The sequence below is a fragment of the Streptomyces sp. UF-297 genome (assembly GCF_058245575.1).
Genome location: NZ_JBSIBZ010000006.1, coordinates 99,367 through 125,718, shown reverse-complemented (window position 1 = coordinate 125,718; position 26,352 = coordinate 99,367). Strand labels below are relative to the sequence as shown.

The following is a 26,352-nucleotide window of genomic DNA, read 5'->3' as shown; positions in this document are numbered from 1 at the left end:
CCTGAACCGGGGTCCCTATCACTTGCACCGCACGACTAGGCTGTCTGGTGAGCGACAGTGGTGCATGCGGGCGACGCGAGCGCCCAGGAACGGGGAGACAGTGGTGTTGCGGCACGAGCGCACGTGCCCCTTTGTCGGCTGTGTCGGTTGTGTCCGCTGCGTCAGCCGTGTCGGCTTCGTCAGCTGTGCTGCCTATGTCTGCTCTGACAGAAAAGTTCGCCTGTATCCGGTCCTGCCGTTCAGGTGCGTTTCACTAGACCAGGAGACACCGTGAGCGATCGGGATGATTTCCGGCCGGACAGGACCGACCTGGATGACGGTTCCGAGCTGGACATGACCGGCGAGTTCCAGATCGACTTCGCCGCACCGGACTGGTACGCGCAGAACGACAGCAGTGGCGGTGCGGTGTCCTCACCCGCGCCGTCGCCCGCGACGCCCGCGCCGGCGACACCTTCCGTGACGCCGCCGCCCGCCGTAGCGCAGCCGTCGGCGCCGGTTGCCGGGCAGGGTCCGGCGGTCGGTCAGGGTCCGGACGCGTCGTACGGCGGGCCGAACGGCGCGGGGGCGCTGCCGCCCTCGGCTCCGCAGCCCGTCGCGCCGAACGCCGGTGCCCCGGTGGCGCCCGCGCCGTCGCCCGTACCCGCGGAACCGGCTCCGGCGGCTCCCGCTCCGGTGACGCCGCCCGCACCCGACGCCTCGTCCCTGATCGCTCCCGGCCCACCCGCGACACCGGTGCCCGCACCGCAGGCTCCCGTACCTGCCACGCCCGTCGCCGAGCAGCTCGCCGACGACGCCGCCGCCCCGGTGCCGGACGCCGGTCCGGCGCCCGCCTTCCCGGTGCTGCACGCCAATGACTCCGAGGCAGGTGCTGAGCAGGGCTCCGTACCCGCCGCTTCGGTCGGTACGGGTGCTTCGGTCGGTACAGGTGCTTCGGTCGGTACGGGCGGGATGCCCGCGGCCGCCGATGCGGCCGAACCGGCCCCCGCCGCACCGGTGTTCCCCTCCGCGGGCGCGCCCGCGGAGGAGCCGGTGAGCGCCGATCCCGCCGTGGGCGAGGTGCGCAGCGGTACGGGTACGGACCCCTCCGCCGGTCTGTGGGGAGACGATTCCTCCGCCTCCTCCGCCGCCGAACCGAGCGCGGAAGCGGGCCAGGAGGCCGCGCCGCAGCCGGAGCCCGAGGCGAACGAGCCCGTGGCGTCCGGTGCCGGGGAAGCCGCGGCAAACGAGGCCGCGCCCGCGGATTCCGCGGCTGCGGAGGTGGCCGCCGGGGACCCGAACAGCCCCGTCGCCGCTGCTCCCGAGGCTCCCGCCGACCCGACCGCGCCCGCCTCCGCGCCGATGCCGCAGGCCGAGGGCGCACCGCCGGCCGCCGCCAACGCGCCTGCCCAGCAGGCGGGTTACGGATATCCGCAGCAGGGCGCGCCCGCTCAGCAGCAGCCCGACCCCGCCACGGCGCAGAGCGGCTACGGCTACCCGCAGGCCGTACAGCAGGCCGCCGCGCAGGGCGGTTACGGCTACCCGCAGCCCGTACAGCCTCCGGCGCAGGCCAACGCGCCGGCGCAGCAGGGCGGTTACGGCTACCCGCAGCAGCCGGTCGCCAACTCGGCCGCTCCGCAGGGCGGTTACATGCAGCCGCAGCAGGGCGCGCCCGCTCAGCAGCAGCCGCAGCAGGCCCAGCAGCAGGGCTACCCGGGCCAGCAGCCGTACCCGGCGGCGCAGGGGCAGGGTCAGGTCCAGGGGCAGCCGCAGCCGCAGCCGCAGCCGCAGCCGCAGGGCCAGGTTCCGGGCCAGCAGCCCGCTCCTCAGGGACAGCAGTACCCGCAGCAGGCCCAGCCGCAGCCGTACGCACAGCCGATGCCGCAGCAGCAGGCCCACCCGCAGGCGGGGTACCCCAACGCGGCGGCGCAGCAGGGTGGTTACGGCTACCCGCAGCAGGCGGCTCCCGCGCAGCAGCAGGCACAGGCACAGCAGGCGTACGCGGCCCAGGCGCAGGCGCACGCCCAGGCGCAGGCTCAGGCCCACGCCCAAGCACAGGCACAGGCCGCGCAGGCACAGGCCGCCGCCCAGCAGCAGGCACAGGCCCAGCAGCCGTACGCACAGCCTCACCCGCAGGCCCAGCAGCCTCAGCAGGCGCAGCCTCAGGCACAGGCCCAGCAGCAGCCCCACGCCCAGCAGCCGCACCCGAACCAGCAGCAACAGCACCAGCAGGCGGCACAGTCCTACCAGCAGCCGCAGCAGCCGCACCAGGGCCAGCCCCAGCAACAACCTCAGCAGCACCAGCAGCCCCCGGCCGCCCAGCAGCCCTCCGTCCCCACTCCCCTGGCGGGCCAGCAGGCCACCGGAGCCCGCGCCGACAGCTGGCAGACCGGCTCCCCGGACCCGCAGCACCAGGCGCGGCAGGCCATCGCGGGCGCCCCGCTCGGCTACAACGCACAGGTCGACCTCACCTCCGACCGCCTGCTGCGCAACCAGCCCAAGAAGAAGAAGTCGCAGCCCGCGGCCCAGCCGTCCCGCTTCAAGCTCGGCGCCAAGAAGGCCGAGGAAGAGCGTCAGCGCAAGCTCGCGCTGATCCGTACGCCGGTGCAGTCCTGCTACCGGATCGCGGTCATCAGCCTCAAGGGCGGTGTCGGCAAGACCACGACCACCACCGCGCTCGGCGCCACGCTCGCCATCGAGCGGCAGGACAAGATCCTGGCGATCGACGCCAACCCGGACGCCGGCACGCTCGGCCGCCGGGTGCGCCGCGAGACCGGCGCGACCATCCGTGACCTGGTGCAGGCGATCCCGCATCTGCACAACTACATGGACATCCGCCGGTTCACCTCGCAGTCCCCCTCCGGCCTGGAGATCCTGGCCAACGACGTGGACCCGGCCGTCTCGACGACCTTCAACGACGAGGACTACCGGCGCGCGATCGGCGTGCTCGGCGCGCAGTACCCGATCATCCTCACCGACTCGGGCACCGGCCTTCTCTACAGCGCGATGCGCGGAGTGCTCGATCTGGCCGACCAGTTGATCGTGATCTCCACGCCGTCGGTGGACGGTGCCTCCAGCGCCAGCACGACGCTGGACTGGCTGGGCGCGCACGGCTACGCCGACCTGGTGCAGCGCAGCCTGACCGTCATCTCCGGGGTCCGCGAGACCGGCAAGATGATCAAGGTCGAGGACATCGTCGCGCACTTCGAGACCCGCTGCCGCGGCGTCGTCGTCGTGCCCTTCGACGAGCACCTGGCCGCCGGTGCCGAGGTGGACCTCGACATGATGCGGCCCAAGACCCGCGAGGCGTACTTCCACCTGGCGACCCTGGTCGCCGAGGACTTCGCGCGCGTCCAGCAGGCGCAGGGGCTGGCCCCGGGGGCATGGAACGGCGAGGGCGGCCAGCAGGTCCAGCCGGGCCAGCAGCCGCAGCAGCCGCAGCAACAGCAGCCCACCGCACCGCTGCCCAGCCACCCGCAGCCGCACGACCTGCCGCCGGGCTTCACCCCCGCGCAGGGCGGCGCGCCCCAACAGGCGGGCCAGCAGCCGCAGTACGGCAGGCCGGGTCCCCAACAGCCCCAGCAACAGCAGCAGTACGGGCAGCCGCAGCAGCAACAGCCGGGCTACGGCTATCCGCAGCCGGGCGCGCAGTGGCAGACGGGTCAGCCGGGCCAGCCCGCGCAGGGCGGCGCGCCTCAGCAGGCGGCCCCGCAGCAGGCCTCCTCGCCGATCCCCGCGGGCTGGACCCAGCAGGGCCAGCAGCAGAGCCAGCAGCAGGCGCAACAGCAGCCCCCGCAGGCAGCTCAGCCCCAGCAAGCCCAGCAGTCGCAGCAGGCCCAGCAACCGGCACAGCAGCAACAGCCGCAGCCGGGTCAGCCGTGGCCCCAACAGCCGCCCCAGCAGCAGTAGCCGACGGCCGCTCCTGACCCACCGATCAGCCGGTGAGCCGCTCAGCCGGTCAGGAGCGGCCCGTCGGCAGCGGCGCCAGGAACAGCAGAAGGGCTCGCACCGTCTTCACGGTGCGAGCCCTTCCTTCGTACGCGGATATCACCTCACGCGGACGAAACCGTACCGTCGCCCCCATCGGCCCCGGTCACCGCGGCGGCATCGGCCGCCGCGATCAGTTCACGCGCCTGCTTCACATCGACGGCCATCCGCTCCAGCAGCGCCTCGATGGACGCGAAGGTCTCCTGCCCGCGGATGTACGCCAGGAAGTCCACGGCGACATGCAGACCGTACAGGTCCAGGCCGACCCGGTCGATGGCGTACGCCTCCACCGTGCGGGCCTTGCCGTCGAACTGCGGGTTGGTGCCCACCGAGATCGCCGCGGGCATCGCCTCGCCCTCGACGTGCAGCCAGCCCGCGTACACGCCGTCCGCCGGGATGGCCGTGTGCGGCAGGGTCTCGACATTGGCGGTGGGGAAGCCCAGTTCGCGGCCGCGCTGCGCACCGCGTACCACCACGCCCTCGACGCGGTGCGGACGGCCCAGTACCTCCATCGCGCCCGCGACCTCGCCCTCGGCGACCAGCCGGCGGGTGAGCGTGGAGGAGAACGGCACGCCGTCGCCCGCCGTGCCGCGCTCGTACAGGTCGATGACCTCGACCTCGTAGTCGTACGTACCGCCCAGCTCGGCCAGCGACTGGACCGTGCCGGCGGCCTTGTGCCCGAAGCGGAAGTTGGGGCCCTCCACCACGACGCGCGCGTGCAACTTGTCGACCAGCACCTTCACCACGAAGTCGGCGGGCGCCAGCTTGGAGAACTCGGTCGTGAAGGGGAGCACCAGGACGGCGTCCACGCCCAGCTCGGCCATCAGCTCGGCGCGCCGGTGGTGCGGCGCGAGCAGCGGCGGGTGGCTGCCGGGGCGCACCACTTCGCTCGGGTGCGGGTCGAAGGTGACCACCACCGCGGGAATGCCCAGCTCACGGGCGCGAGCCACCGTCCGCCCGATGATCAGCTGGTGCCCTCGGTGCACGCCGTCGTACGAGCCGATGGTGACGACGCTGCGCCCCCAGGCCTCGGGGATGTCCTCCAAGCCACGCCAGCGCTGCACTGTGCCGCTCCTCGCCGAATGTCTGTGCCCGATACTGCAGGTCCAAGACTGCCATGCCTGGCCGCCGGTGCCGCAGCGCCCCCGCGATCTGCGGCGAACGACGGCGATTCGCGGGGATTGGCGGCGATACGCACGCAATACCGAGGGGTGCGGGGCGCCGCCCGACAGGTCCCCCGGGGTGTCCGCGGCATTCTGCCTCAGGCTCCCGGGCGCCCCGCTTCGGCACGCTCCGTGTTCGCCGGGCCCACGCCGGCGCACTCCGCCTCCGGCCGCTGCGCGCGCGGACGCTGCGCCTGCGGCCGGCCCGTGGCCGTACGGTCCGCCGCCGTGGGCGCCTCCTGCCCGCACCGCTCCGTACGCCGGCCGCCGCCCGCGCCGCGCTCTCCCGCCAGCTGCTCGCACATATGGCGGGCGCTCGGCCCCACCACCGCCGCCCACTCCCCCGGCGCGGAGTCGACCCAGCCGCGGACCAGGGCGGCGAAGCCCGGCACCGTGCGCCCCAGTTCCACCAGCCGCCGGTCGAAGCAGGCCGCGCCCTCGGGGGTGCGCACCAGCAGCAGGCCGACGCGGTGCACCAGGTCGCGGCTGCGGGCCTCGGCCCTGCGGTGTGCGCCGTCGGCCGCCGCGCGCAGGAGGGCGTCCAGTACGCCCGTGTCGGGGCCGCCCAGCTCGTAGGAGGGGGCGCCGTACTGCTCGCGCTCCAGCAGCACCTCCAGCAGCTCGCCGCGCAGCGGGCGGGAGGTGTCGGTGCCCGGGTCGGCCAGGACCGGCGCCAGGGCGCGCCGCAGCCGCGCGGGGCGGGTGGTCAGCAGGTCGACGACGAGCGGGTACAGCACGGCGCGGGCGCCGGGGCCGTGTTCGAGCCTGCGGTCCACGAAGGCCGCGACCTGCGCGTCGCCTTCGGGCCTGCGCTCGGCGAACTCCCTGACCAGGGCGGCCGCGCGGCGCGCCAGGGCCGGTGTGGTGACCTCGGCGAGGGTGCCCAGCACGGCGCGGGCGCTGGGCTCGCTGCCGTGCTGGAGCCGGCTCTGGAAGGCGGCGAGCACCGGCTCGGGGTGGGTCAGCAGGGCGGTTCCCAGGGCGGCGGGCGGCAGCCGCGGGTCGCCCGCGGCGAAGCGGTCCAGGGCTTGGGGCAGGTGCTGGGAGCGGGTGTGCTGGTCGCGTACGAGCAGGGCGAGGGCGGCGCCGTGCAGGGTGCAGTCGGCGGGGCGGGCGAGCAGCGCGAGGGCGGCGTAGCGCAGCAGTTCGCGGTCGGCGGCGCTGCGCGCGTACGGGGCCGCGAGCAGCCCGTAGGCGGCCGCGGCGACGTGCCGCTCGGGCCGTTCGTCGTGCGACCAGCGGTCCACGGCGCGGCAGACGGCGGAGGTCTCGTCCTCGGCCAGGGCGGTGAGCAGTTCGTCCGCCCTGGGGTGGGCGGCGCGCACGAGTGCTTCGGTGAGTCCGTCGACGGCGCGGTGACGGTGGGTGTGCAGCAGGGCCTGTGCGGCGGCGGCGACGGTGGGGCGGGCCGGGACCAGCGGGATGCGCTGCGCGCCGTCGTCCCCCTGCCCACCGCGGTCGTTTTCCTTTCCGACTTCGTCACTTGTCGCACGGAATCTGTCATCTGCCGTCGCGGATCGGCCCGTTGTCCGTCCGCCGGCCGCCCTTGGCGCATCGGTTCCCTCCGTCTGCGGCCCGGCGGGCCGCCCCGGTTCCCGCAGCGGCTCCTGCAGGGCCCGCTCGTCGTCGAACCACCGGCACAGCAGCGGCTGTACGCCCTCCGGGTCCGCCGCGAGCAGATCGCTCACCGCGTCCAGGAAGCGCTCGGGACGCTCGCCGCAGCCCGGCGGGGGCAGCGGGTCGTCCGCCGGGAGCAGCAGCCGCAGCAGCTCGACCAGGTCGGCCCGCTCCAGCGGCAGCCGCAGCCAGAACCACGGGCCGAAGGCGTCCAGCCCGGCGCGGTGCAGGCCCCCGGCGGCCGCGGCCCGGTGGGCCAGCCGCTCGGCCAGCAGCCGCAGCACGTCCTTGTAGGGGCCGCCGTCCGGCACCCGCAGCAGCACCTCGCCCAGCAGATGGGTGGCCCACCACAGCGCGCCGTCGGCCCCGCGGGTGGGGTCCGCGGCCCGCCCGGCGCCCGCCTCACGCCCGGCGCCCTGATCCGGCCCGGGGTCCTGCTCCGGATCGGGGTCCTGCTCCGGATCGGGTGTCAGTACGTCCACCGCGATGACCAAGTGCCGCAGCCTGCGCGCCAGTTCGGCCTCTCCGGGGCCGCGCCCCAGTGCCAGCAGGGCCTGGACGACCGGGCCGACGCGGTGCCGCGGGACCGGGAGCGTACGCGGCTGTTCGGCGGGCCGCGGGGAGGGGGCGGCGGCCGGGCGCCGTCCCCGTCCGGTGCGCTGCGGCGGCGGGGCGTAGCCGCCGGGTCCGGGCGCCCGGCGGCCGGGCCGGGAGGGCAGCCGTACGGGGTCCTCGCCACTGCGGCGCTCGGCCAGCTGCCAGCGGTGCACCAGGATGTGCAGCGCGGCGTCCAGGTCGAGGTGGCGCCCCTGGAGCCAGTCGGCGAACTCCTCGTGGGCGAAGCGGTATCCGGCGCCCGCGGGCACCAGCAGCCCCTCGGTGAGCGCCGCGGACGCCCAGCCCGTGCGCCAGGGGAAGATCTCCTCGAAGGACTCCCGGTCCAGTTCGCCGTGACCCGGGCCCAGGCAGCGGCGGGCCGCCTCGTGGGCCTGCCCGGCCACCTTCGCGGCCAGCCGCCGCACCGCGGCGCCGCGCACCGGCGGGCTCTCGGCCGCGGCGAGGCGCACGGCGATACGCAGGCACAGCAGCGCGAGATGGGCGGAGAAGATCTCGTACCGGTCGGGGGTGCCCAGCGCCTGGGGCCCCGTCCCCACCGCCCGGTCCGGCAGCGCGCCGCGTACCTCGGCCAGCAGCCGCAGCGCCAGCGGGTGGCGGGCGTCGGCCGCGTCCGGCATGCCGTCGGGGACGCCGTAGCGCTTGCGGGCCCGCCGCGCCTCCCGCTCCGGCAGGTCCCCCAGGCGTACGCAGTCCGGCAGCGCCCGCGCGGTGGCACCGGGCGGGACGTCGGCCGGGTGCAGCGGGCGGTGCAGCGCGCCCGCGGGGAAGAGGGCGCCGGCGTGCTCCCAGTGCTCGGGGCGGCAGGCGATCACCAGCCGGGCGCCCGTCTCGCGCAGCCAGGCCGCGCTCCCCCGCGTCCAGGAGGGCAGCAGGTGGGCGAGGACCGGCGGCATCTCCTCGGGGCCGTCCAGCACGACCAGCAGCCCGCGGCCCGTCTCGCGCGCGAGGCGCGCCACCGCGTCGGGGGTGGCGAGCCCGGGGCCGCCCGCGTCAGGGCCCTGCGCGCCCCGCTCCTCGGAGGCCGCCACGATCCGCCCGGCCGCCCGCAGCGCCCGCTCCACGGCGTTGCGGATGCTGCCGTCGCCCGCCTTGAGGTCGGCGCCGCGCAGCCACACCGTGGGCGCGGGCGCCGCACCGCGGGCCCGCCGCGCCGCGAGTCCGGCCAGTTCGGTCGTACGGCCCGTACCGGGGTCGCCGACCAGCGCCAGCACGGACGCCGGTGACGCCCCCGGCGCGAAGAACCGCCCGAACTCGGCCCGGATCTCCGGGCGTTCGACGGGGTCGCGCCAGGCCCACGGGCCGCCCGCGGTGCCCACCGAGGTCGCGGTCAGCTGGAGGGCACCGGCGAGGTTGAGGTCCCGGCCGAAGGCGGGCACGGTCGCGCCGTTGCGCTCCAGCAGCGCCGCGAGCGGGCCGCCGGGCGCCTCGGCCGCCGCCGTGCGCAGCGGGACGGCCAGGGCGCCGGTGCGGTGTCCGCAGTGCAGCGCGGTGCCGATCACGCCCAGGACCGCGCCGGTGTCCGCGTCGATCACCGGGCTGCCCGCCACCTGCTCGTGCTGCCCTTCGCCCCGGCGCTCGCCCTTGAACGACAACTCCAGTGCGCAGTCCAGCAGATGGAAGCGGTCGGTGGCGGCGTACGTCACCGACACCCCGCCCACCACGCGCGCATCCAGCCAGGTCCCCGCCCGCACCAGCACCTGCCGGCCACGGTGCTCCGCGTCCGCGCCGCCCGCCGCGATCGGCAGCCGGGGCAGCACCAGACCCTCGGTGCGGACGAGCGCCAGGCCCGCCTCGGGGAGCGCGGTGATCGCGTCGGCCTCCACCAGCTGCGTACGGTCGCCGGGCGCGTGCAGCACGAGCCGGACGAGCCCGTCGACGGCCTCGTGGCTGGTGACCATGGTGCCCAGGTCGTCGGCGAGGAATCCCGTGCCGCGCGGCCTCCCGGCGAGGTCACAGATCCGTACGAGCGCCTTGTCCGCGTCGGCACTCCGCGCCGCCATAAGCCGTTTCCTCCCCGCCATACCCCGTGCTTCGACCGTAGGCGGCACCCGGTGGGCGGCACAGATCGCGGCCCGAAAGCGCCCCCGTCCACGCCCGGCATTCACCCCAAGCGCCTGCTCGATGGGGTGAATCGCGGGAGCGGAGCGGATAAAGACCCTAGGAGGGGGGTCGCGGAACGCGGGTCGCGGCGGCCGGAGGGGAGACCGGCCGCCGGGCCCGCGCTCCGCCCTGCTCCCGTACGCGGCGGACCGCACGGGCGCCACCCGCGCCCCCGCCGGCCGCTCCCCCGCCGCCCGGGCGTCGCTGCCGCCCCGTCAGAAAGCGCGTGCGACAAGGCCGTTGACATTCCTCGGGGAGCATCACGCAAAGCCTCCACTTTGCCAGGCCTTTGCCCCACAATGCACCCGCTTCTGCCGCATTCCTCACCACCCGTCACCCGTCGACTTCTTGATCGAATTCTTCCCGCCGTCGCCCTTTTGAAATTCCGCGCGATTTTCGTATGGTGCTGAGGCAATTAGTGATCGAGTGAGGCACACGGGGAGGCCGAAGTGGGCGACCGCTTCAACGTAGACACGGGCGAATTGGGACATTTTTCCAAATCGCTGCGCGAGGCCAAGGCCTCACTCGAGGAAGTACGCAAACTGATGCAGGCCGCCTCGCCGGACGGCATCGGCACCAAGGACCTGGACTCCGCCTGCAACGACTTCCAGGAGCACTGGAAGTACGGCTCCGAACAGATCGCGAAGCACACCGGCAAGCTCGCCGAAACCGTCAATCAGAGCAAAGAGAATTACGAAGAGGTCGAGAAGGCCCTGGCGGACGGCTTCCGGCAGGCAGCGGGCAAGGGAGGCGGAAAGTGACCGCGAATCCGTACACCCATCTGGGATTCAACCCCGCCCCCGGCACCGTCACCACGGTTTCGGATCTGGCCACGAAGCTGAAGAAGTCGGCGGAGACCATCTCCGAGGCGCACCGGATGATCGAGAAGCTGCGCGGCGGCACCTCCTGGGAGGGGGATGCGGCCGTCGCCTTCCGCCAGGAGCTGGACGGCGCGCTGCCCACCAACCTCAAGAACGCCCACACCTCCATCACCAAGGCCGCCACCGCGCTCTCCTCCTGGCAGTCCGCGCTCAGCGGCTACCAGGACCGCGCCAAGACCCTGGACGGCGAGGCCAAGGCCGCCAAGGAGAAGCTGGCCGGCGCCGAGGGCCAGGAGAAGACCGCCTCGGGCAACCCCGACCTCAAGCTCGCCGGCCAGACCTTCAACGAGGGCGCCGAGCTGCAGAACGCCCAGAAGCGCCTGAACAAGGCCACCGAGGCGCTCAACGACGCCCGCACCGCGGTCAACAACGCCAAGAACGCCTACAACGCCGTCATCAAGCGGGCCCACGAGCTCCAGGAGGAACACGCCTCCGACGCCCGCGGCAAGGCCCGCACGATCCGCGACGCCACCGACAAGCTCGCGCCCGAGGAGCCGAACTGGTTCGAGAAGGCGATGGACTGGGTCGGCGACAACATCACCGACATCCTGGGCGCGGTGGCGGCGGTGGCGGGTCTGATCGCCATCTTCGCCACCAGCCCCGTCGGCCCCATCCTCCTGCTCACCGCCGCCGCGGCGAGCGCCGGCGCCCTGGGCACCCGGCTCGCGAACCCGACCGTCCGCGCCTCCCTCAAGGACGGCTTCACCAAGGGCGAGTTCGACTCGGACTTCTGGAGCAACGCGGTGGGCGTGGTGGGCGACACCCTCGGCGTCGTCCCCGGCGCCTCCGCGCTGGCCCGCGGTGTCAACGGCACCGCCCGGGCCGCCAGCGCCGGAGCGGAGACCCTCAGCCTCGGTCAGAAGCTGGCCAGTACGGGCAGCAACACCATGGTCGCCGCCGAGCGCATCGGCAACGGCGCCAACCCGCTGACGAGTTGGCTCGTCAAGGGCGCCTCCAACCCCGAACTCGCCGCGAAGGTCGTCGACACCAGTGTCAGCGGCGCGGGCGCGCTGACCGGCACCTACGGCGTGGCCAAGAACGCCTGGGACGACATCAAGCACCCGACCGCCGAGAACGTCGCCACCGGCATGGACGGCGTACGGGCCGGCAGCTTCGACGGAGCGGCCCACGTCAGCACCCTGATGCGGACCATCGGACTGGTGACCAGGTGAGCATCGAGACCGTACCGGACCCGACCTACGTCATCGACGACTCGGCCCTCGCCCTGGGCTGCGACCTGTGGTTCGCGCTGCCGCCCGGCTACACGGAGGTGCCGCTCGGCAGCTTCCTGGCCGCCCCGCAGTCCCCCGAGGGCGTCCGGCAGGCCGAGGTGATGGCCTCACTGCTGGAGCTGGCGCCCCAGGAGCAGCGGCCCGTCCTCCAGGAACAGCTGGAGACCGCCCAGGCGCTGGCCCGGGTCATGCCGCGGGAGGGTGTGATCCACTTCGCGCTGGGCGCCCACGAGGGCGACGACGGCGCGCTGCTGGAGTCCGTCCTGACCCTGGCGCGCAAGGAGATCCCCTTCACCCCGCCCAAGCTGGCCGCCGCCAAGGCCGCCACCTCGCGCAGCAGCGTGCTGCCGGTCTCGATGGTGAGCCTGCCGTGCGGGCCCGGCGCGTTCGTCGAGGGGGTCATCGAGTACCCGGCCACCGTGGACCCGCAGCGGCGCTCGGTCTACGAGGTCACCGCCTACCTCCCCTTCCCGGACGGCAAGGCGCTGGCCGTGCTCACCCTCACCACCACGGCCCGCGACGGACACGCGTACTTCCGCGACATCCACCGGGCGGTGGCCGAGACTGTCAGCTTCGACAACCCGTTGCCCGACGAGATCCGCGCGCAGATCCCCGAGTCCGAGGCCGACGCGTCCGCGCGTGCGGCCTTCGGCTGACCCGACCCCGAAGTGAGCTGATGATGGCCACGCTCCCCCAGTACGAGACGGCGTACGACGATCCGGCGACCCCCCGCGCCTGGCGCGCTCACCTGCTGATGCGCGTCGGCCAGTTGGCGCTGTGCTGCGCCCTGTGGGTCTTCGTGGTCTTTCTGGCCGTCATGACACCGGTATGGCTCGTGTGGCTCCACGTCATCCTGCTCGGCTTCCTCGCCCTGCTCGCGGTGCACGCACTGGGCGGGCTCCTCAAGACCCGCCGCATGCGCAGGGTCCTGCGGACGTACCCCTGGCAGCGCTTCCCGGGCGCGGCCAGGATCGCGAAGAACGGTTCCGTGCTCTTCGTCGTCCCCGATCCCGAACACCCGGACAAGACCGTTTCGTTGACGTACGGATCATGGCTGGGCTCCGGCCTCACCTTCTGGGTCCGCCAGGTCAAGTCCCAGGCCCTCGACGAGATCTGGTTCGCGGGCGACCCCCGCTTCCTGGCCGTCGTGGCCGTCCCCGGCCCCCGTCGTCTGATCAACGTCGCCCAGCCCGAGGCCCTCAACTCCCGCATGTCGCCCCGTAAGAAGGGCGTCGGGCCCCAGGCGCGGGAGCGGGCCAGGGCCGTCGGCGCGCGCGTCGGCTGACGGGCAGCGGTACGCCTTCCATGGACCCCACCTCCTTCAGCACGGCGCTCGCCCACCCCGCCACCGCCCGCGCCGCCCGCCGCGCGGTCGTGGTGGCGTGGGCGGGCACCGCCGCATTCCTGGCGCTGTGCGCCGCGCTCTTCGTCGGCTTCGCGCTGCTGCCCGTACCGATGGTGAGCTGGGGCATCCCCACGCTCAGCATCCTGGCGGCCGTGGCGGGCGGCCTGTGCGCGGGGGCCGCCACCCGCGCGCGCCTGGCCCACCACCGGCGGACCGTACTGCGCACCTACCCCTGGCAGCGGCTGTACGGCGCGCTGCGCCTGGACTCCACGGGGCGGCCGCAGCTCGTCCTGCCCGACCCCGACGACCCGCGCCGGACCGTCCGGCTGTCCGCCGGAACCCGGCCGACGACGCGGGAGGCGCTGCCCTGCGAGGTGTGGCTCGCGGGCGACCCGCGCTTCGTGGCGGTCCTCGCGCTGCCCGGCCCGCGGCGGATGACCCACGTGGCCCAGCCTTCCGCGGGCGACCCGCGGCTGCCCGCCTACGACGGCCCGCTCGGCGAGGAGGCCCGGCGCCGGGCACTCGCCGTGGGCGCGCGGGTGGCGACGCCCGCGAGCGAGCTGGAGCGCGGCCCGGTCCCGGCGGGCGGCCTGGCCAAGGTCGCCCTGCACCACCCGGAGACGGCCGCGGGCTACCGGCGCGTCATGGCGCGCCGCCGTCTCGCACTGTACGGCCAACTCGCCGTGCTCGCCGTCTTCTTCACGGCCATCAGCCTCGCGAAGGACCCCGATCCGCTGGTGCCCGTCGCCGGGACGCTCATGATCTTCGCGCCCCTCACCCTCCTGTTCGCGGGGATCGGCCTGTACAGCGCGCGCCGGCTGGGGAAGGTCCTGCGGGTCTACCCGTGGCAGGAGATGCCCGGCGAGGCGATGCGCGACCGGCAGGCCCGCGTCGTCCTGCGCCCAGGCAAGGGTCAGAACATCCCGCTGCGGCCCGCGGGAATGGGCGGCCACGCCGGGGCCCATGAGCGCTACTGGTTCGCCGGAGACCTGCGCTACGGCGGCGCGCTCTCCGGGCCAAACGGGGCACGCCCGGTCCCGATGCTGCACGCCAGCGGCAAGCCCGCCCGCAAGAAGCGGCGCGCCACCCCCGAGGCGGACGCGCTCGCCGAGCGGGCGGGCCTCACCAAGGCCGCCCGCGACGGGAGTTGAGCCGCATACCGCAAGGCGTGGGGCCCGTACGGTACGCAACCGTACGGGCCCCACGCATCACCCCTGAGTGGACGTACCGCCGGGATCAGGGACGGTGCCGCGGCCGGGTGCCGAAGATTGGCTGCGGCGCGGGCGGACCCGTCACGGCGGCGTCCTCGTCGGCCTCCTCGCGGGCCTGCTCGGCGAGCCACTTGTGCGCCGTCTCCCGCTGCGCCTCGCGCTGCTCGGGCGTCTGCTCCCGGGCGGCGCGCATGATCTGCTGGACCCGCCCGCCGAGCGCCTCGGAGTAGACCGGGTCGGCCAGGGCGTCCTTCATCCCCACCCGCCCCGCCAGCACATGGCGCGCCATCTCCTTGAGCGTGCCGTCGGCCGCCGGGTCGTCCGCCAGCGTCTTCAGCGCCCTGCGCAGCCGCCGCGCCTGCTCCAAGTCCTGGGCGACATCCAGCAGTTCCTGGTCCGCGATCCGCCGCTCGTCACTCATCACAGCCCCCTGTGTCCGCTCCATCGCCCCGCGAGGACGCGCGGGCCCCAGAGTGTAACCGGGGCCCGCGCGAGAGGGCCGTTCGCTATCCGAAGACCGCCAGGCTCTTCGCCTTGCCGCCCGCCACCTCGATCAGCGCCAGGAAGCGGTTCTCGGGCCCGAAGACCGCGATGGGGCCCGTCGTGCCGCGCAGTTCCTCCGGTGTGGTGATCCGCGCGCCGTTGCCCAGCAGCCGGGCCTGCTGCGGGCTGACGTCCCAGCGCGGGAACGCCGCCGCCGCGGCCTCGCCGATCGGCATGACCGGCAGCTCGCTGTCCGGGTCGTCGACCGCGGTCTGCAGCTGCTCCAGGGTGCGGGCCCGGTCCAGCTTGTACGGGCCGACCCGGGTGCGCCGCAGCGCGGTGAGGTGACCGCCGACGCCGAGCCCGGCGCCCAGGTCACGCGCCAGCGCCCGGATGTAGGTGCCGGAGGAGCACTCCACCGACACCAGCAGATCCGTGACCGGCGTGCCGTCCTCGGCCTCGGCCTCGTGCACGGAGTGGACGGCGAAGGAGGAGACCGTCACCGGCCGCGCCGGGATCTCCACGTCCTCGCCGCCGCGCACCCGCGCGTAGGACCGCTTGCCGTCGATCTTGATGGCGCTGACCTTGGACGGCACCTGCATGATGGCGCCGCTCAGCTCCGCGACCCCGGCGTCGATGGCCTCCCGGGCGATCCCCGTGGCGCCCTTGGAGGAGATGATCTCCCCCTCGGCGTCGTCGGTGACGGTGTCCTGCCCGAGCCGGATCGTGCCGACGTACTCCTTCTCCGTCAGCGCGAGGTGCCCGAGCAGCTTGGTCGCCCGCTCGATGCCCAGGACGAGCACGCCGGTGGCCATCGGGTCGAGCGTGCCGGCGTGCCCGACGCGCCGGGTACGGGCCATGCCCCGCATCTTCGCCACGACGTCGTGCGAAGTGAAGCCGGACGGCTTGTCGACGATGACAAGCCCGTCCGGCCCCTGGTTCTTCTGCTTCATTCGGCAGCCGTGCCCGTTTCTTCGTCGTCCTCGCCCGGCTTGCGGTACGGGTCCGCCTCGCCGGCGTACGTCGCGCCCGAGGACGCCTGACGCACCTTGGCGTCCGAGGCCCGCGCCTTGTCGAGCAGGTCCTCGATCGTCTTGGCGTTCTCCGGGAGCGCGTCCGCCACGAAGGTCAGGGTCGGCGTGAACTTGGTCCCCGCCGCCGCGCCCACCGCGGAGCGCAGGATGCCCTTGGCGCTCTCCAGTCCGGCTGCCGCGCTGGCGCGGTCCTCGTCGTCGCCGTAGACCGTGTAGAAGACCGTCGCCTCCCGCAGGTCGCCGGTGACCCGGGTGTCCGTGATGGTCACGTGCGTGCCGAGCCGGGGATCCTTGATTCCACGCTGCAGCTTCTGGGCGACCACCTCCCGGATGAGGTCCGCCAGCTTCTTCGCCCGCGCATTGTCGGCCACTGGTCCGTCTCCTTCTTGTTTTCCACCATTGTGCTTGCGGCGCCGACGACGCGCTCAGCCGGCGCTTCAGTCATCGTCGCCGTGGAACCGCCGCCGTACCGACAGCAGCTCCACTTCGGGACGTGCGGCGACCATGCGCTCGCAGCGGTCCAGTACGTCTGTGAGGTGCCCCGCGTCCCCGGAGACCGCCGCCAGACCGATCCTGGCCCTGCGGTGGAGGTTCTGGTCCCCGACCTCCGCCACGCTCACCGCGTACTTGCGGTGCAGCTCGGCGACGATCGGGCGGACGACGGAGCGCTTCTCCTTCAGCGAATGTATGTCGCCGAGGAGGAGGTCGAAGGACAGCGTCCCTACGTACATGCAGTGCGGGTAAGGCCACCCGTGGGGCACTAGGTCCTGCTCGGTGTACGAGTCATGCGAAACCGTACACGCAACGGCCGGGGCCGATCGACGGAATTTCACTCCGCCGACCGGCCCCGAGACGTGCTGCGCAGATCAGCCGCGCGGCTTCTCGCGCATCTCGTACGTCGCGATGACGTCGTCGATCTTGATGTCGTTGAAGTTGCCGAGGTTGATACCGCCCTCGAACCCTTCGCGAATCTCGGTGACGTCGTCCTTGAAGCGGCGCAGACCCTCGATGTTGAGGTTCTCCGCGATGACCTTGCCGTCGCGGATGAGGCGCGCCTTGGTGTTGCGCTTGACCTCGCCGGAGCGGATGAGAACACCCGCGATGTTGCCGAGCTTGGACGAGCGGAAGACCTCGCGGATCTCCGCGGTGCCGAGCTCGACCTCCTCGTACTCCGGCTTGAGCATGCCCTTGAGGGCCGCCTCGATCTCCTCGATGGCCTGGTAGATCACCGAGTAGTAGCGGACGTCGACGCCCTCGCGCTCGGCCATCTGCGTCGCGCGGCCTTCGGCGCGGACGTTGAAGCCGATCACGATCGCGTCGGAGCCGGACGCCAGGTTGATGTCGGACTCGGTGACCGCACCCACGCCACGGTGCAGCACGCGGATGTCGACCTCCTCGCCCACATCGAGCTGGAGCAGCGAGGACTCCAGGGCCTCGACCGAACCGGACGCGTCGCCCTTGATGATGAGGTTGAGCTGCTGCACCTCGCCCGCCTTGAGCACCTTGTCGAGGTCCTCGAGGGACACCCGGCGGGTGCGCTTGGCGAACGCCGCGTTGCGCTCACGGGCGGCACGCTTCTCGGCGATCTGACGGGCCGTACGGTCCTCGTCGACGACCAGGAAGTTGTCGCCGGCGCCCGGGACGTTGGTCAGACCCAGGACCAGGACGGGGGTCGAGGGACCCGCTTCCTCGACGTTGTTGCCGTTGTCGTCGAGCATCGCCCGGACTCGGCCGTACGCGTCGCCGACGACCATCGTCTCGCCGACCCGCAGGGTGCCGCGCTGGACCAGGACGGTCGCCACGGCGCCACGGCCACGGTCGAGGTGGGCCTCGATCGCGATGCCCTGCGCGTCCTGCTCCGCGTTGGCGCGCAGGTCGAGCGAGGCGTCCGCGGTCAGGACCACGGCCTCCAGCAGGGAGTCGATGTTCAGACCCTGGCGGGCGGAGATGTCGACGAACATGGTGTCGCCGCCGTACTCCTCGGCCACCAGGCCGTACTCGGTCAGCTGGCCGCGCACCTTGGTCGGGTCCGCGCCCTCGACGTCGATCTTGTTGACCGCGACCACGATCGGCACGTCGGCCGCCTTGGCGTGGTTCAGCGCCTCGATCGTCTGGGGCATCACACCGTCGTTGGCCGCGACCACCAGGATGGCGATGTCGGTCGACTTCGCACCACGGGCACGCATGGCGGTGAACGCCTCGTGACCCGGGGTGTCGATGAAGGTGATCTTGCGCTCTTCGTCGTTGACCTCGGTCGTGACCTGGTACGCACCGATGTGCTGCGTGATGCCACCGGCCTCGCCCGCAATGACGTTCGTCTTGCGGATCGCGTCCAGCAGTCGGGTCTTACCGTGGTCGACGTGACCCATGACGGTCACGACCGGCGGACGCGCGACGAGCATTTCCTCGCCGCCCTCGTTCTCGCCGAAGTCGATGTCGAAGGACTCGAGAAGCTCGCGGTCCTCCTCCTCCGGGCTGACGATCTCGACGACGTAGTTCATCTCGTCGGCGAGCAGCTGCAGCGTCTCGTCGGAGACCGACTGGGTCGCGGTGACCATCTCGCCCAGGTTCATCATGACCTGGACCAGGGACGCCGGGTTGGCGCCGATCTTCTCCGCGAAGTCCGTCAGCGAGGCACCGCGCGACAGGCGAACCGTCGCACCGTTGCCGCGCGGCAGCATGATGCCGCCGACCGACGGGGCCTGCATGGCCTCGTACTCCTGGCGCCTCTGCCGCTTCGACTTACGGCCACGGCGCGCCGGACCGCCGGGACGGCCGAACGCACCCTGCGTGCCACCACGGCCACCGGGGCCGCCGGGACGGCCGCCGAAGCCGGGACGACCGCCGAAGCCGCCGCCACCGCCGCCGGGGCCACCGCCACCGGGACGACCGGCGAAACCGCCGCCGCCACCGGGACGACCGCCACCGCCGCCGCCACCGGGACGGCCGGCGAAGCCGCCGCCGCCCGGACGACCGCCGCCGCCGGGACGACCGGCACCGCCGGGACCGCGACCGCCGCCACCGGGGCCCGGACGCGGGCCGGCAGCCGGACGCTGCGGCATCATGCCCGGGTTCGGACGGTTACCGCCGCCGGGACGGGGACCGGCGGAGCCGCCCTGGGCGCCCTGCGGACGGGGCATGCCGCCCGGAGTCGGACGGGGACCGCCCTGACCCTGGGGACGGGGACCGCCCTGGCCTGCGCCCTGCGGACGCGGGCCGCCGGGGCCGCCCTGGCCGCCGGGACGCGGGGCGCCACCGGGACGGGGGGCCTGCGGACGGGCCATGCCGGTGGAGCCACCGGAGGTGAAGGGGTTGTTGCCCGGACGCGGGCCGGAGGGACGGTTGCCACCGGGGCGCGGAGCACCCTGACGGTCACCGCCCGGACGCGGGGCGCCCTGGCGGTCGCCACGTCCCTGGCCGCCCTGACCACCCTGGCCGGGAGCGGCCGGACGGGCCGGACGCGGGCCGGGGGTGGCACCGGAAGGCTTGGGCGCGGCCGGCGCGGGGGCCGACGGCGGAGCCTGGAACTCGGGCTGCGCGGGCGCGGCCGGGGCCGGCTTCGGGGCCGGAGCAGGCTTTGCCGCGGGCGTAGCCGGGGTGGGGCGCGGACCCGGGGTGGGGGCCGCGGAGGGGGTGCTGCTCTTCGGCGCCTCGGGGGCGGCCGGAGCCGGACCGGGCTTACCCGCCGGGGTTCCCGGCTTGGGGGCGCCCGGCTTCGGGGCAGCGGGACGGGCCGCCGCGGCCGGAGACGGCGCGGACGGCTTGGCGGGCGCGCTCTTGCGCGGCGCCGCGGGCTTGCCGGCGGCACGGCCATTGCCGTTGCCAGCCTGGAAAGCGTCGGTCAGCTTGCGAACAACCGGCGCCTCGATCGTCGAGGACGCCGAACGGACGAATTCACCAAGTTCTTGGAGCTTGGCCATGACGACCTTGCTCTCAACTCCGAACTCCTTGGCGAGTTCGTATACCCGGACCTTAGCCACTTCGCTCCTTCTAGGTCCGGGTGTCCACCGGACCGTCGCTACTTCATGGGCGTACTCATCGCGTACTCATCGAGTGCTCATCGCAATCTCGACCTACTTCCGACTCGCGAGGTACCTGAACCGCACGGTTTTCCGTGCGACGTGCTTTCTTGCGGTTTCCTACGGCGCTGCCTGATCACCGCGCTCCGCCCGCTCGACGTAGTGACGAAGTTCCGTCGTGTCGAACGGTCCCCGGCCCCGGTAGGCCCGGGGGAACGCCCGGCGGCGGACCGCCAGGTCGAGACAGACCAGTGTGGGGTGCACATAAGCACCCCGGCCGGGCAGCGTACCGCGAGGGTCGGGGGCACACTCACCCTCGACCGCCACGATGCGCAGCAGATCGCCCTTGGCCGCTCGCTCCCGGCATCCCACACAGGTTCGCTCAGGGCACGCGCGGGCATGCGTCCGGCCAGACACAGTTAAGTCTACCTCCCCGCACGGACCTCACCCCTATGGGGTAATGCCCGAACGGCCGCTCAAAGATTCCCGTTGTTACCTGCTCGGTACCGGTGGTACCGGTGTGCCGCGGCGCCGCGGCTCAGTCCTGCCGCGCCGGCTGCTCGGTGTCCGGGCGGATGTCGATCCGCCAGCCGGTCAGCCGGGCCGCAAGACGGGCATTCTGCCCTTCCTTGCCGATGGCCAGGGACAGCTGGTAGTCCGGCACCGTCACCCGTGCGGAGCGCGCGGCCAGGTCCACGACCTCGACCTTGCTCACCCGCGCCGGGGACAGCGCGTTGGCGACCAGCTCGGCCGGGTCGTCCGACCAGTCCACGATGTCGATCTTCTCGCCGTGCAGCTCGGCCATGACGTTGCGCACCCGGCCGCCCATCGGGCCGATGCAGGCGCCCTTGGCGTTCAGGCCGCTGCGCGTGGAGCGTACGGCGATCTTGGTGCGGTGACCGGCCTCGCGGGCGATGGCGGCGATCTCCACCGAGCCGTCCGCGATCTCCGGCACCTCCAGGGCGAAGAGCTTCTTCACCAGGTTGGGGTGCGTACGCGACAGCGTGACCGAGGGGCCGCGGACGCCCTTGACGACCCGGACCACGTACGAGCGCAGGCGCGTGCCGTGGGTGTACTCCTCGCCGGGGACCTGCTCCTGCACCGGCAGGATGGCCTCCAGCTTGCCGATGTCGACCAGGACGTTCTTGGGGTCCTTGCCCTGCTGGACGACGCCGGTGACGACATCGCCCTCGCGCCCGGCGTACTCGCCGAAGGTGATCTCCTCCTCGGCGTCCCGCAGACGCTGCAGGATGACCTGCTTGGCGGTGGTCGCCGCGATCCGGCCGAAGCCGGAGGGGGTGTCGTCGAACTCGCGGGGCTCCTCGCCCTCTTCGAGGTCCGCCGGGTCCTCCTTGGCCCACACCGTGACATGGCCGTTCTCACGGTCCAGCACCACGCGTGCGTTGCGGCGGCTGCCCTCGGTGCGGTGGTACGCGATGAGGAGGGCCGACTCGATCGCCCCGACCAGCAGGTCGAACGAGATCTCCTTCTCCCGTACCAAACCCCGCAGGGCACTCATGTCGATGTCCACGGCTACGCCTCCTCCTGGCTCTCGTCGTTCTCAGTGGTGTTGCGGGAGGCCGTGCCGGCCCCCTCGGCCTTCTCGGCCTTGCGGTTGAACTCGATCTCGACCCGCGCCTTGGCGATCTGGCCGAAGTCCAGACGGCGCTCGGTGGGCTTGCGGCCCTTGACGCCCGGCACTTCGAGGTCCAGGCCCTGCTCGTCGACGGCCATGATGCGCGCCACCAGCTCGCCGCCGCCCGCTTCCTGGGACAGCTGCGCCTTGATGAGGCGGCCGACGGCGCGGCGGTAGTGCCGCAGCTCGGTCAGCGGGCGGTCGGCTCCGGGAGAGGTGACCTCAAGGGTGTACGGGGCGCCGCCCATGGCGTCGGACTCGTCCAGCACCTGGGAGGCCTCACGGCTCAGCTCGGCGCACTCGTCCAGCTGGACGCCGTCGTCGGAGTCGACCACGATCCTCAGCACACGCCGCTTCCCCGCGGGGGTCACCTCGATCTCTTCCAGATCCAGGTCTCGCGCGGCGACGAGCGGTTCTAGCAGTCCGCGCAGCCTCTCGCTCTGGGTGGTGCTCATCCGGGTGACTCCTCGGCCGCGTGTGCTGTTGTGGGAAGGTCGCGTGTCGGGTCAAAGCCTAGCTGTTCCGGCGGGGTACTGACGATTCGGCGACCGTGCGCGGATACGCTCGCCTGCGGTGATCACGGAGCAGGACCCGCGGCGGGAGGCCGCGCGGGCCCGGCGGCGGCCCTCGACGGGGGCCGGGCGTGACGCCGACGGGACCCCGAGCAGCCGGCCGGGACCGATCCGACACCAGCCCCGGCGGGCCCCCGCCGCACGACCCCGGGATGAGGAACGTGCACAACGTGGCGCTCACACGCATCACGCGCAGAAGGACGCTGCTGGCCGGCGCCGCGCTCGGCGGCTCGGCCCTGGTCGCGGGCTGCTCCGGCGGGTCCGGGGACAAGGACCAGGAGCGCTCCTCGGCCGCCGCGCGGCTGCGCGAGCGCGCCGCGAAGGACAGCGCGGCGCTGCTCGCCCGCTACGACGCCACACTCGCCGCGCACCCGGATCTGCGCGACCGGATCGGCCCGCTGCGCGGCGAAGTCGCCCGCCAGGCCGAGGCGTTCGGCGCCCGCGCCCCCTCGGCCTCCCCCGCCCCCTCCGCCTCAGCCGCGCAGGGCGGCGCGGCGCCCGCCGTCCCCCAGGACGCCGCTAAAGCGCGCGCCGCACTGGCCGAAGCGGAGCGCACGCTGGCCGACGCCCGCACCGCCGCGCTGGTGCAGGCACCGCCGGAACTGTCCCGCCTCCTGGCCTCCGTTGCGGCGTCCGGCGCCGCACACGCCTATCTCCTGACGGAGAAGGACGGATGACCCCGGCCGTACGCGGCGCGCGCGGCCCCGCCCTCCGGGTGGACGGCGAAGGCTCGCGGGCCGGTGCCGGCGCCGTCCTTCTGGCGCGGCGGACGCGGTGGATGCCTGCGGGAGCCGGGAGTTGGCCGGTGCGGGGGAACGACGGGCGCGGCGGTGGGGCCGCGCCGAGGAGAGAGGGACGCTGAATGGCGAGCGGTACACCCGGCAGGGACGGCGGCGCGCACGCGGCCGAGTTGCTGGCCACCCAGTCCGCGCTGGCCGCCGAGCACGCGGCGGTCTACGGCTACGGCGTGGTCGGCGGGCGGGTCGGCAACGGCCGTCGTGACGAGGCGCGCGAGGCGCACGACGCGCACCGCGCGCGCCGGGACGCGCTGCGACGCACCGTGCGCGACCTGGGCGGGAAGCCGCAGGCCTCCGCCGCCGCGTACACCCTGCCCTTCCCGGTGCCGGACCCGGCGGCGGCCGTGCGGCTGGCGGCGGAGCTGGAGGACCGGGTGGCGGCCGTGTACGCCGACCTCGTACGGGCCGCGCAGGGCGGTCGGCGCCGGGAAGCGGCCACCGCGCTGCGCGAGGCAGCCGTACGGGCGGTGCGCTGGCGCGGCAGCGGCGTAGCCTTCCCAGGGCTCACCGAACGGGCCGCGCCGGGCTCCCCGTCCGGCACCCCGAGCACCGACACGGACAAACTCTGACCAAGCGCCGATCGGCACCTGGCCAGAAATCGATCAAGGCCTGCTCCCACTCCGGTCGTTCTCCCGCTCCCCGTGAGCGCCGGACGATCCGCGACAGGCCGGGAAAGGTACAGCGCAAGCATGGCAACGGCACCCATCGAACCGCCGCAGCGGTTGGTGAGCTCGCTGAGCGGCGACGCGGACACCCCCGCGCGGGCCTGGCTGGCGGCGCTGCCCCAGCTCGTACAACAGCGGCTGGCGCAATGGGAGTTGACGCTGGAGCGGGTGAGCGCGCCGGGCGGGCGCAGCAGCCTGGTCGCCTACGTACGGCAGCAGGACGGGACGCCGGCGGCGCTGAAGTTCCCGGCGCCGGGGTCCGCGTCCGCGCACCAGGCGGCGGCGCTGGAGCAGTGGGACGGCTGGGGCGCGGTGCGGCTGCTGCGCCAAGACGCCGACAGCGGCGCGCTGCTGCTGGAGCGGCTGCAGGGCGCGGTCTCGCTGCGCTCGCTGCCGGAGGCGAAGGCGCTGCTGGAGGCCGCGGGGACGGTACGGCGCCTGTGGGTGCCGCCCGCCGAGGGGCACCCCTTCGAGACGGTCGCCGGCCGCACGGAAGCGGCCGTGCGTTCGCTGCGGGCCCTGGGGGCGGCGGCCGGGGCCGCGGACGCCCTGGTCGACGAGGCGGCCGAGCTGCGCGGCGCGCTGCCCGCGGACTCGGCCGAGCACACGCTGCTGCACGGCGCCTTCCGGCAGGGCAAGGTGCTGGCGGGCGAGCGGGTGCCGTGGCTGGCGGTCGGTCCCTCGCCGGTGGTCGGCGAGCGGGCCTACGACCTGGCGGGCCTGGTCCTGGACCGCTTCGAGGACCTGGCGGCGGGCTCCGGCGCGGCGTCCGCGGCGCGGCGCCGGGTCGCCAAGCTGGCCGACTCCCTGGATGTGGACCGCGAGCGGCTGCGCGCCTGGACCCTGTTCCACACGGTCCGCACCGGGGTCGCCGAAGCGGCCCGCGGGGACCGTGCCCGCGGCGAACTCCTGCTGGAATTCGCCACCTGGCTGTAGCGGGGCGCCCCGGCGGGTGCGTGGGGGCGCCCTCCACCCGGCCGTAGTGAGCCGCCGCCTGGCGGGCCGTCCGTGGCGCGTTCGACCGCGGCGCCATATGTCGCGGCCTGGCGGCCGCTCGTCCTCAAACGCCGCACGGGCTGTTTCTCGCCCCGCCCGGCCGGACACGGCTCATCGCGGGTACGCCACAACGGCCCACACCGTCGCGGCGAAACGGTTTCCGCCGCGACGGCGAACAGTCAGACCAAGGCTTCCCGGCGGTGCCGGACCGGCCACGGCCGGCACCCGGGACAACGCGCCGCTAGGCGCCGAGGCGCGCGACGGCCTCCTCGACCGTCACTTCCTCGCGCTCGCCCGTGCGGCGGTCCTTCAGTTCGACGATGCCCTCGGCGGCGCGGCGGCCCGCGACGACGATGGTGGGGACGCCCAGCAGCTCGGCGTCGGTGAACTTCACGCCCGGGGAGACACCGGCCCGGTCGTCGACCAGGACGCGCAGGCCGGCCGCGCCGAGGCGGTCGCCGACCTCCAGGGCGAGCTCGGTCTGCTTGGCCTTGCCCGCGGCCACGACGTGCACATCGGCCGGGGCGACCTCGCGCGGCCAGCACAGGCCGGAGTCGTCGTGGGTCTGCTCGGCCAGGGCGGCCACCGCGCGGGAGACGCCGATGCCGTACGAGCCCATGGTGACGCGGACCGGCTTGCCGTTCTGGCCCAGCACGTCGAGCTCGAAGGCGTCGGCGTACTTGCGGCCCAGCTGGAAGATGTGGCCGATTTCGATCGCCCGGTCGATGCGCAGGCCGGTGCCGCACTTGGGGCAGGGGTCGCCCGGCTCGACCACGACGACGTCGAGGTACTCGTCGACCTCGAAGTCGCGGCCGCAGACCACGTTGCGCGCGTGGGTGTCGGCCTTGTTGGCGCCGGTGATCCAGGCGGTGCCGGGGGCGATACGCGGGTCGGCGAGGTAGCGGAAGGACTTGCCGGCCAGGCCCTGCGGGCCGACGTAGCCGCGCACCAGGTCGGGGCGGTCGGTGAAGTCGTCGGCGGTGACCAGCTCGACGGTGGCGGGCGCCAGGTGCTCGCCCAGCTTGCCCAGGTCCACCTCGCGGTCGCCGGGCACGCCGACCGCGACGATCTCGCCGTCGACCTTGACCAGGAGGTTCTTCAGGGTGGCGGAGGCCTCCACGCCCAGGTGCTCGGCGAGGGTCTCGATGGTCGGGGTGTCGGGGGTGTCCAGCTCCTCGACGGGGCCGTGCGCCGCGCCGTCCACCGGCTCGACCTTGACGGTGACGGCCTCGGTGTTGGCGGCGTAGTCGCAGGCGGGGCAGTCCACGAAGGTGTCCTCGCCGGCCGCGGCGGGCGCCAGGAACTCCTCGGAGGCCGAGCCGCCCATGGCGCCGGAGACGGCGGAGACGATGCGGTAGTCCAGGCCCAGGCGCTCGAAGATGCGCTGGTAGGCCTGGCGGTGCAGGCCGTAGGACTCGGTCAGGCCCTCGTCGGTGGTGTCGAAGCTGTAGGAGTCCTTCATCTGGAACTCACGGCCGCGCAGCACACCGGAGCGGGGACGGGCCTCGTCGCGGTACTTGGTCTGGATCTGGTAGAGGATCACCGGCAGGTCCTTGTAGGACGTGCACTGGTCCTTGACCGTCTGGGTGAAGATCTCCTCGTGGGTGGGGCCGAGGAGGTAGTCGGCGCCCTTGCGGTCCTTGAGGCGGAAGAGCTGCTCGCCGTACTCCTCCCAGCGGCCGCTGGCCTCGTAGGGCTCCTTGGGCAGCAGGGCGGGGAGCAGGACCTCCTGGCCGCCGATGGCGTCCATCTCCTCGCGGACGATGCGCGAGACGTTCTCCAGGACCTTCTTGCCCAGCGGCAGCCAGGTCCAGATGCCCGCGGAAGAGCGGCGGACGTAACCGGCGCGCACCAGCAGCTTGTGGCTGGCGGTCTCGGCGTCGGCCGGGTCGTCGCGCAACGTCTTGATCATCAACCGGGACATGCGCTGGACCTGGGCGGCGTTGGCCATGGGGGGTTCTCCTGCGTGAAAAGAGGGACTGTCAGGAGGTTATCCGGAGGTGTCCGGCACAAGGAAATG

At 73.7% G+C, this 26,352-nt stretch carries 20 protein-coding genes; 9 read left to right on the top strand and 11 right to left on the bottom strand.

Features of this window, described 5'->3' with window-relative positions; all coding sequences use genetic code 11:
- Window positions 1-270 precede the first annotated feature (270 nt).
- Window positions 271-3,885 carry an SCO5717 family growth-regulating ATPase gene (locus AC4IJH_RS06115; protein WP_490850484.1) on the top strand — a complete coding sequence of 1,205 codons (3,615 nt, stop codon included), beginning with the start codon at window positions 271-273 and terminating at the stop codon, window positions 3,883-3,885.
- A 143-nt stretch (window positions 3,886-4,028) separates the two neighbouring features.
- Here the strand turns inward: AC4IJH_RS06115 and AC4IJH_RS06110 are convergent, their stop codons facing one another.
- Window positions 4,029-5,027, bottom strand: a complete 999-nt coding sequence (locus AC4IJH_RS06110; RefSeq protein WP_490850483.1) for a bifunctional riboflavin kinase/FAD synthetase — start codon at window positions 5,025-5,027, stop codon at window positions 4,029-4,031.
- Between the two features lie 197 nt (window positions 5,028-5,224).
- Window positions 5,225-9,361 (bottom strand): serine protease, encoded by a 4,137-nt coding sequence (locus AC4IJH_RS06105; RefSeq protein WP_490850482.1) that lies wholly within the window; start codon window positions 9,359-9,361, stop codon window positions 5,225-5,227.
- 549 nt (window positions 9,362-9,910) lie between these two features.
- Here AC4IJH_RS06105 and AC4IJH_RS06100 point away from each other — a divergent pair.
- The 5 genes from AC4IJH_RS06100 to AC4IJH_RS06080 are packed head-to-tail and all read left to right on the top strand — an operon-like array spanning window position 9,911 to window position 14,070.
- The gene (locus AC4IJH_RS06100) at window positions 9,911-10,222 is read left to right on the top strand and encodes a DUF6317 family protein (protein ID WP_490850481.1); all 312 of its coding nucleotides are present in this window, start codon (window positions 9,911-9,913) and stop codon (window positions 10,220-10,222) included.
- Complete coding sequence (locus AC4IJH_RS06095) at window positions 10,219-11,514, top strand: hypothetical protein (RefSeq protein ID WP_490850480.1); 1,296 nt, start codon at window positions 10,219-10,221, stop codon at window positions 11,512-11,514. Before AC4IJH_RS06100 ends, AC4IJH_RS06095 begins: the two co-directional genes overlap by 4 nt.
- Window positions 11,511-12,230 carry a hypothetical protein gene (locus AC4IJH_RS06090; RefSeq protein ID WP_490850479.1) on the top strand — a complete coding sequence of 240 codons (720 nt, stop codon included), beginning with the start codon at window positions 11,511-11,513 and terminating at the stop codon, window positions 12,228-12,230. The genes AC4IJH_RS06095 and AC4IJH_RS06090 overlap by 4 nt, the downstream gene beginning before the upstream one ends.
- A gap of 23 nt (window positions 12,231-12,253) precedes the next feature.
- The gene (locus AC4IJH_RS06085; protein ID WP_490850478.1) at window positions 12,254-12,859 is read left to right on the top strand and encodes a hypothetical protein; all 606 of its coding nucleotides are present in this window, start codon (window positions 12,254-12,256) and stop codon (window positions 12,857-12,859) included.
- A 20-nt stretch (window positions 12,860-12,879) separates the two neighbouring features.
- The gene (locus AC4IJH_RS06080) at window positions 12,880-14,070 is read left to right on the top strand and encodes a hypothetical protein (RefSeq protein ID WP_490850477.1); all 1,191 of its coding nucleotides are present in this window, start codon (window positions 12,880-12,882) and stop codon (window positions 14,068-14,070) included.
- A gap of 85 nt (window positions 14,071-14,155) precedes the next feature.
- On the opposite strand, the gene AC4IJH_RS06075 is transcribed toward AC4IJH_RS06080, so the two are convergent.
- The 8 genes from AC4IJH_RS06075 to rimP all read right to left on the bottom strand — a co-directional run bounded on the left by AC4IJH_RS06075 (window position 14,156) and on the right by rimP (window position 21,757).
- A complete protein-coding gene (locus AC4IJH_RS06075) occupies window positions 14,156-14,551 on the bottom strand; it encodes a hypothetical protein (protein ID WP_490850476.1) in 396 nt (131 codons plus the stop codon).
- An 85-nt stretch (window positions 14,552-14,636) separates the two neighbouring features.
- Window positions 14,637-15,566 carry a tRNA pseudouridine(55) synthase TruB gene (truB, locus tag AC4IJH_RS06070; RefSeq protein ID WP_490850475.1) on the bottom strand — a complete coding sequence of 310 codons (930 nt, stop codon included), beginning with the start codon at window positions 15,564-15,566 and terminating at the stop codon, window positions 14,637-14,639.
- The gene (gene rbfA, locus AC4IJH_RS06065) at window positions 15,563-16,018 is read right to left on the bottom strand and encodes a 30S ribosome-binding factor RbfA (protein WP_490850474.1); all 456 of its coding nucleotides are present in this window, start codon (window positions 16,016-16,018) and stop codon (window positions 15,563-15,565) included. Before rbfA ends, truB begins: the two co-directional genes overlap by 4 nt.
- Window positions 16,019-16,084: 66 nt before the next feature.
- Window positions 16,085-16,378 (bottom strand): DUF503 domain-containing protein, encoded by a 294-nt coding sequence (locus AC4IJH_RS06060; RefSeq protein WP_490850473.1) that lies wholly within the window; start codon window positions 16,376-16,378, stop codon window positions 16,085-16,087.
- Window positions 16,379-16,513: 135 nt separating this feature from the next.
- On the bottom strand, window positions 16,514-19,627 hold the full coding sequence (gene infB, locus AC4IJH_RS06055) for a translation initiation factor IF-2 (protein ID WP_490850472.1): 3,114 nt from the start codon (window positions 19,625-19,627) through the stop codon (window positions 16,514-16,516).
- 159 nt (window positions 19,628-19,786) lie between these two features.
- Window positions 19,787-20,083, bottom strand: a complete 297-nt coding sequence (locus tag AC4IJH_RS06050; protein ID WP_490850471.1) for a YlxR family protein — start codon at window positions 20,081-20,083, stop codon at window positions 19,787-19,789.
- A 121-nt stretch (window positions 20,084-20,204) separates the two neighbouring features.
- Window positions 20,205-21,197, bottom strand: a complete 993-nt coding sequence (gene nusA / locus AC4IJH_RS06045; RefSeq protein WP_490850470.1) for a transcription termination factor NusA — start codon at window positions 21,195-21,197, stop codon at window positions 20,205-20,207.
- Window positions 21,198-21,199: 2 nt separating this feature from the next.
- Window positions 21,200-21,757 (bottom strand): ribosome maturation factor RimP, encoded by a 558-nt coding sequence (gene rimP / locus AC4IJH_RS06040; protein WP_490850469.1) that lies wholly within the window; start codon window positions 21,755-21,757, stop codon window positions 21,200-21,202.
- A gap of 269 nt (window positions 21,758-22,026) precedes the next feature.
- Between rimP and AC4IJH_RS06035 the strand changes: the two genes are divergently transcribed.
- The 3 genes from AC4IJH_RS06035 to AC4IJH_RS06025 all read left to right on the top strand — a co-directional run bounded on the left by AC4IJH_RS06035 (window position 22,027) and on the right by AC4IJH_RS06025 (window position 24,272).
- Window positions 22,027-22,551 carry a hypothetical protein gene (locus AC4IJH_RS06035; protein WP_490850468.1) on the top strand — a complete coding sequence of 175 codons (525 nt, stop codon included), beginning with the start codon at window positions 22,027-22,029 and terminating at the stop codon, window positions 22,549-22,551.
- Between the two features lie 185 nt (window positions 22,552-22,736).
- Window positions 22,737-23,240 (top strand): ferritin-like domain-containing protein, encoded by a 504-nt coding sequence (locus tag AC4IJH_RS06030; RefSeq protein WP_490850467.1) that lies wholly within the window; start codon window positions 22,737-22,739, stop codon window positions 23,238-23,240.
- A gap of 120 nt (window positions 23,241-23,360) precedes the next feature.
- Window positions 23,361-24,272: an aminoglycoside phosphotransferase family protein gene (locus tag AC4IJH_RS06025; protein WP_490850466.1), complete on the top strand. Its 912-nt coding sequence runs from the start codon at window positions 23,361-23,363 to the stop codon at window positions 24,270-24,272.
- A gap of 301 nt (window positions 24,273-24,573) precedes the next feature.
- Here the strand turns inward: AC4IJH_RS06025 and AC4IJH_RS06020 are convergent, their stop codons facing one another.
- A complete protein-coding gene (locus AC4IJH_RS06020) occupies window positions 24,574-26,283 on the bottom strand; it encodes a proline--tRNA ligase (protein WP_490850465.1) in 1,710 nt (569 codons plus the stop codon).
- Window positions 26,284-26,352 lie beyond the last annotated feature (69 nt).

Excerpts from the sequence above, each read along its gene's own strand:
- AC4IJH_RS06105 (WP_490850482.1), bottom strand. The coding sequence starts at position 9,361 with ATGGCGGCGCGGAGTGCCGACGCGGACAAGGCGCTCGTACGGATCTGT.
- AC4IJH_RS06085 (WP_490850478.1), top strand. The coding sequence starts at position 12,254 with ATGGCCACGCTCCCCCAGTACGAGACGGCGTACGACGATCCGGCGACC.
- AC4IJH_RS06080 (WP_490850477.1), top strand. The coding sequence starts at position 12,880 with ATGGACCCCACCTCCTTCAGCACGGCGCTCGCCCACCCCGCCACCGCC.
- AC4IJH_RS06075 (WP_490850476.1), bottom strand. The coding sequence starts at position 14,551 with ATGAGTGACGAGCGGCGGATCGCGGACCAGGAACTGCTGGATGTCGCC.
- truB (WP_490850475.1), bottom strand. The coding sequence starts at position 15,566 with ATGAAGCAGAAGAACCAGGGGCCGGACGGGCTTGTCATCGTCGACAAG.
- AC4IJH_RS06060 (WP_490850473.1), bottom strand. The coding sequence starts at position 16,378 with ATGTACGTAGGGACGCTGTCCTTCGACCTCCTCCTCGGCGACATACAT.
- rimP (WP_490850469.1), bottom strand. The coding sequence starts at position 21,757 with ATGAGCACCACCCAGAGCGAGAGGCTGCGCGGACTGCTAGAACCGCTC.
- AC4IJH_RS06035 (WP_490850468.1), top strand. The coding sequence starts at position 22,027 with ATGAGGAACGTGCACAACGTGGCGCTCACACGCATCACGCGCAGAAGG.
- AC4IJH_RS06030 (WP_490850467.1), top strand. The coding sequence starts at position 22,737 with ATGGCGAGCGGTACACCCGGCAGGGACGGCGGCGCGCACGCGGCCGAG.
- AC4IJH_RS06025 (WP_490850466.1), top strand. The coding sequence starts at position 23,361 with ATGGCAACGGCACCCATCGAACCGCCGCAGCGGTTGGTGAGCTCGCTG.
- AC4IJH_RS06020 (WP_490850465.1), bottom strand. The coding sequence starts at position 26,283 with ATGGCCAACGCCGCCCAGGTCCAGCGCATGTCCCGGTTGATGATCAAG.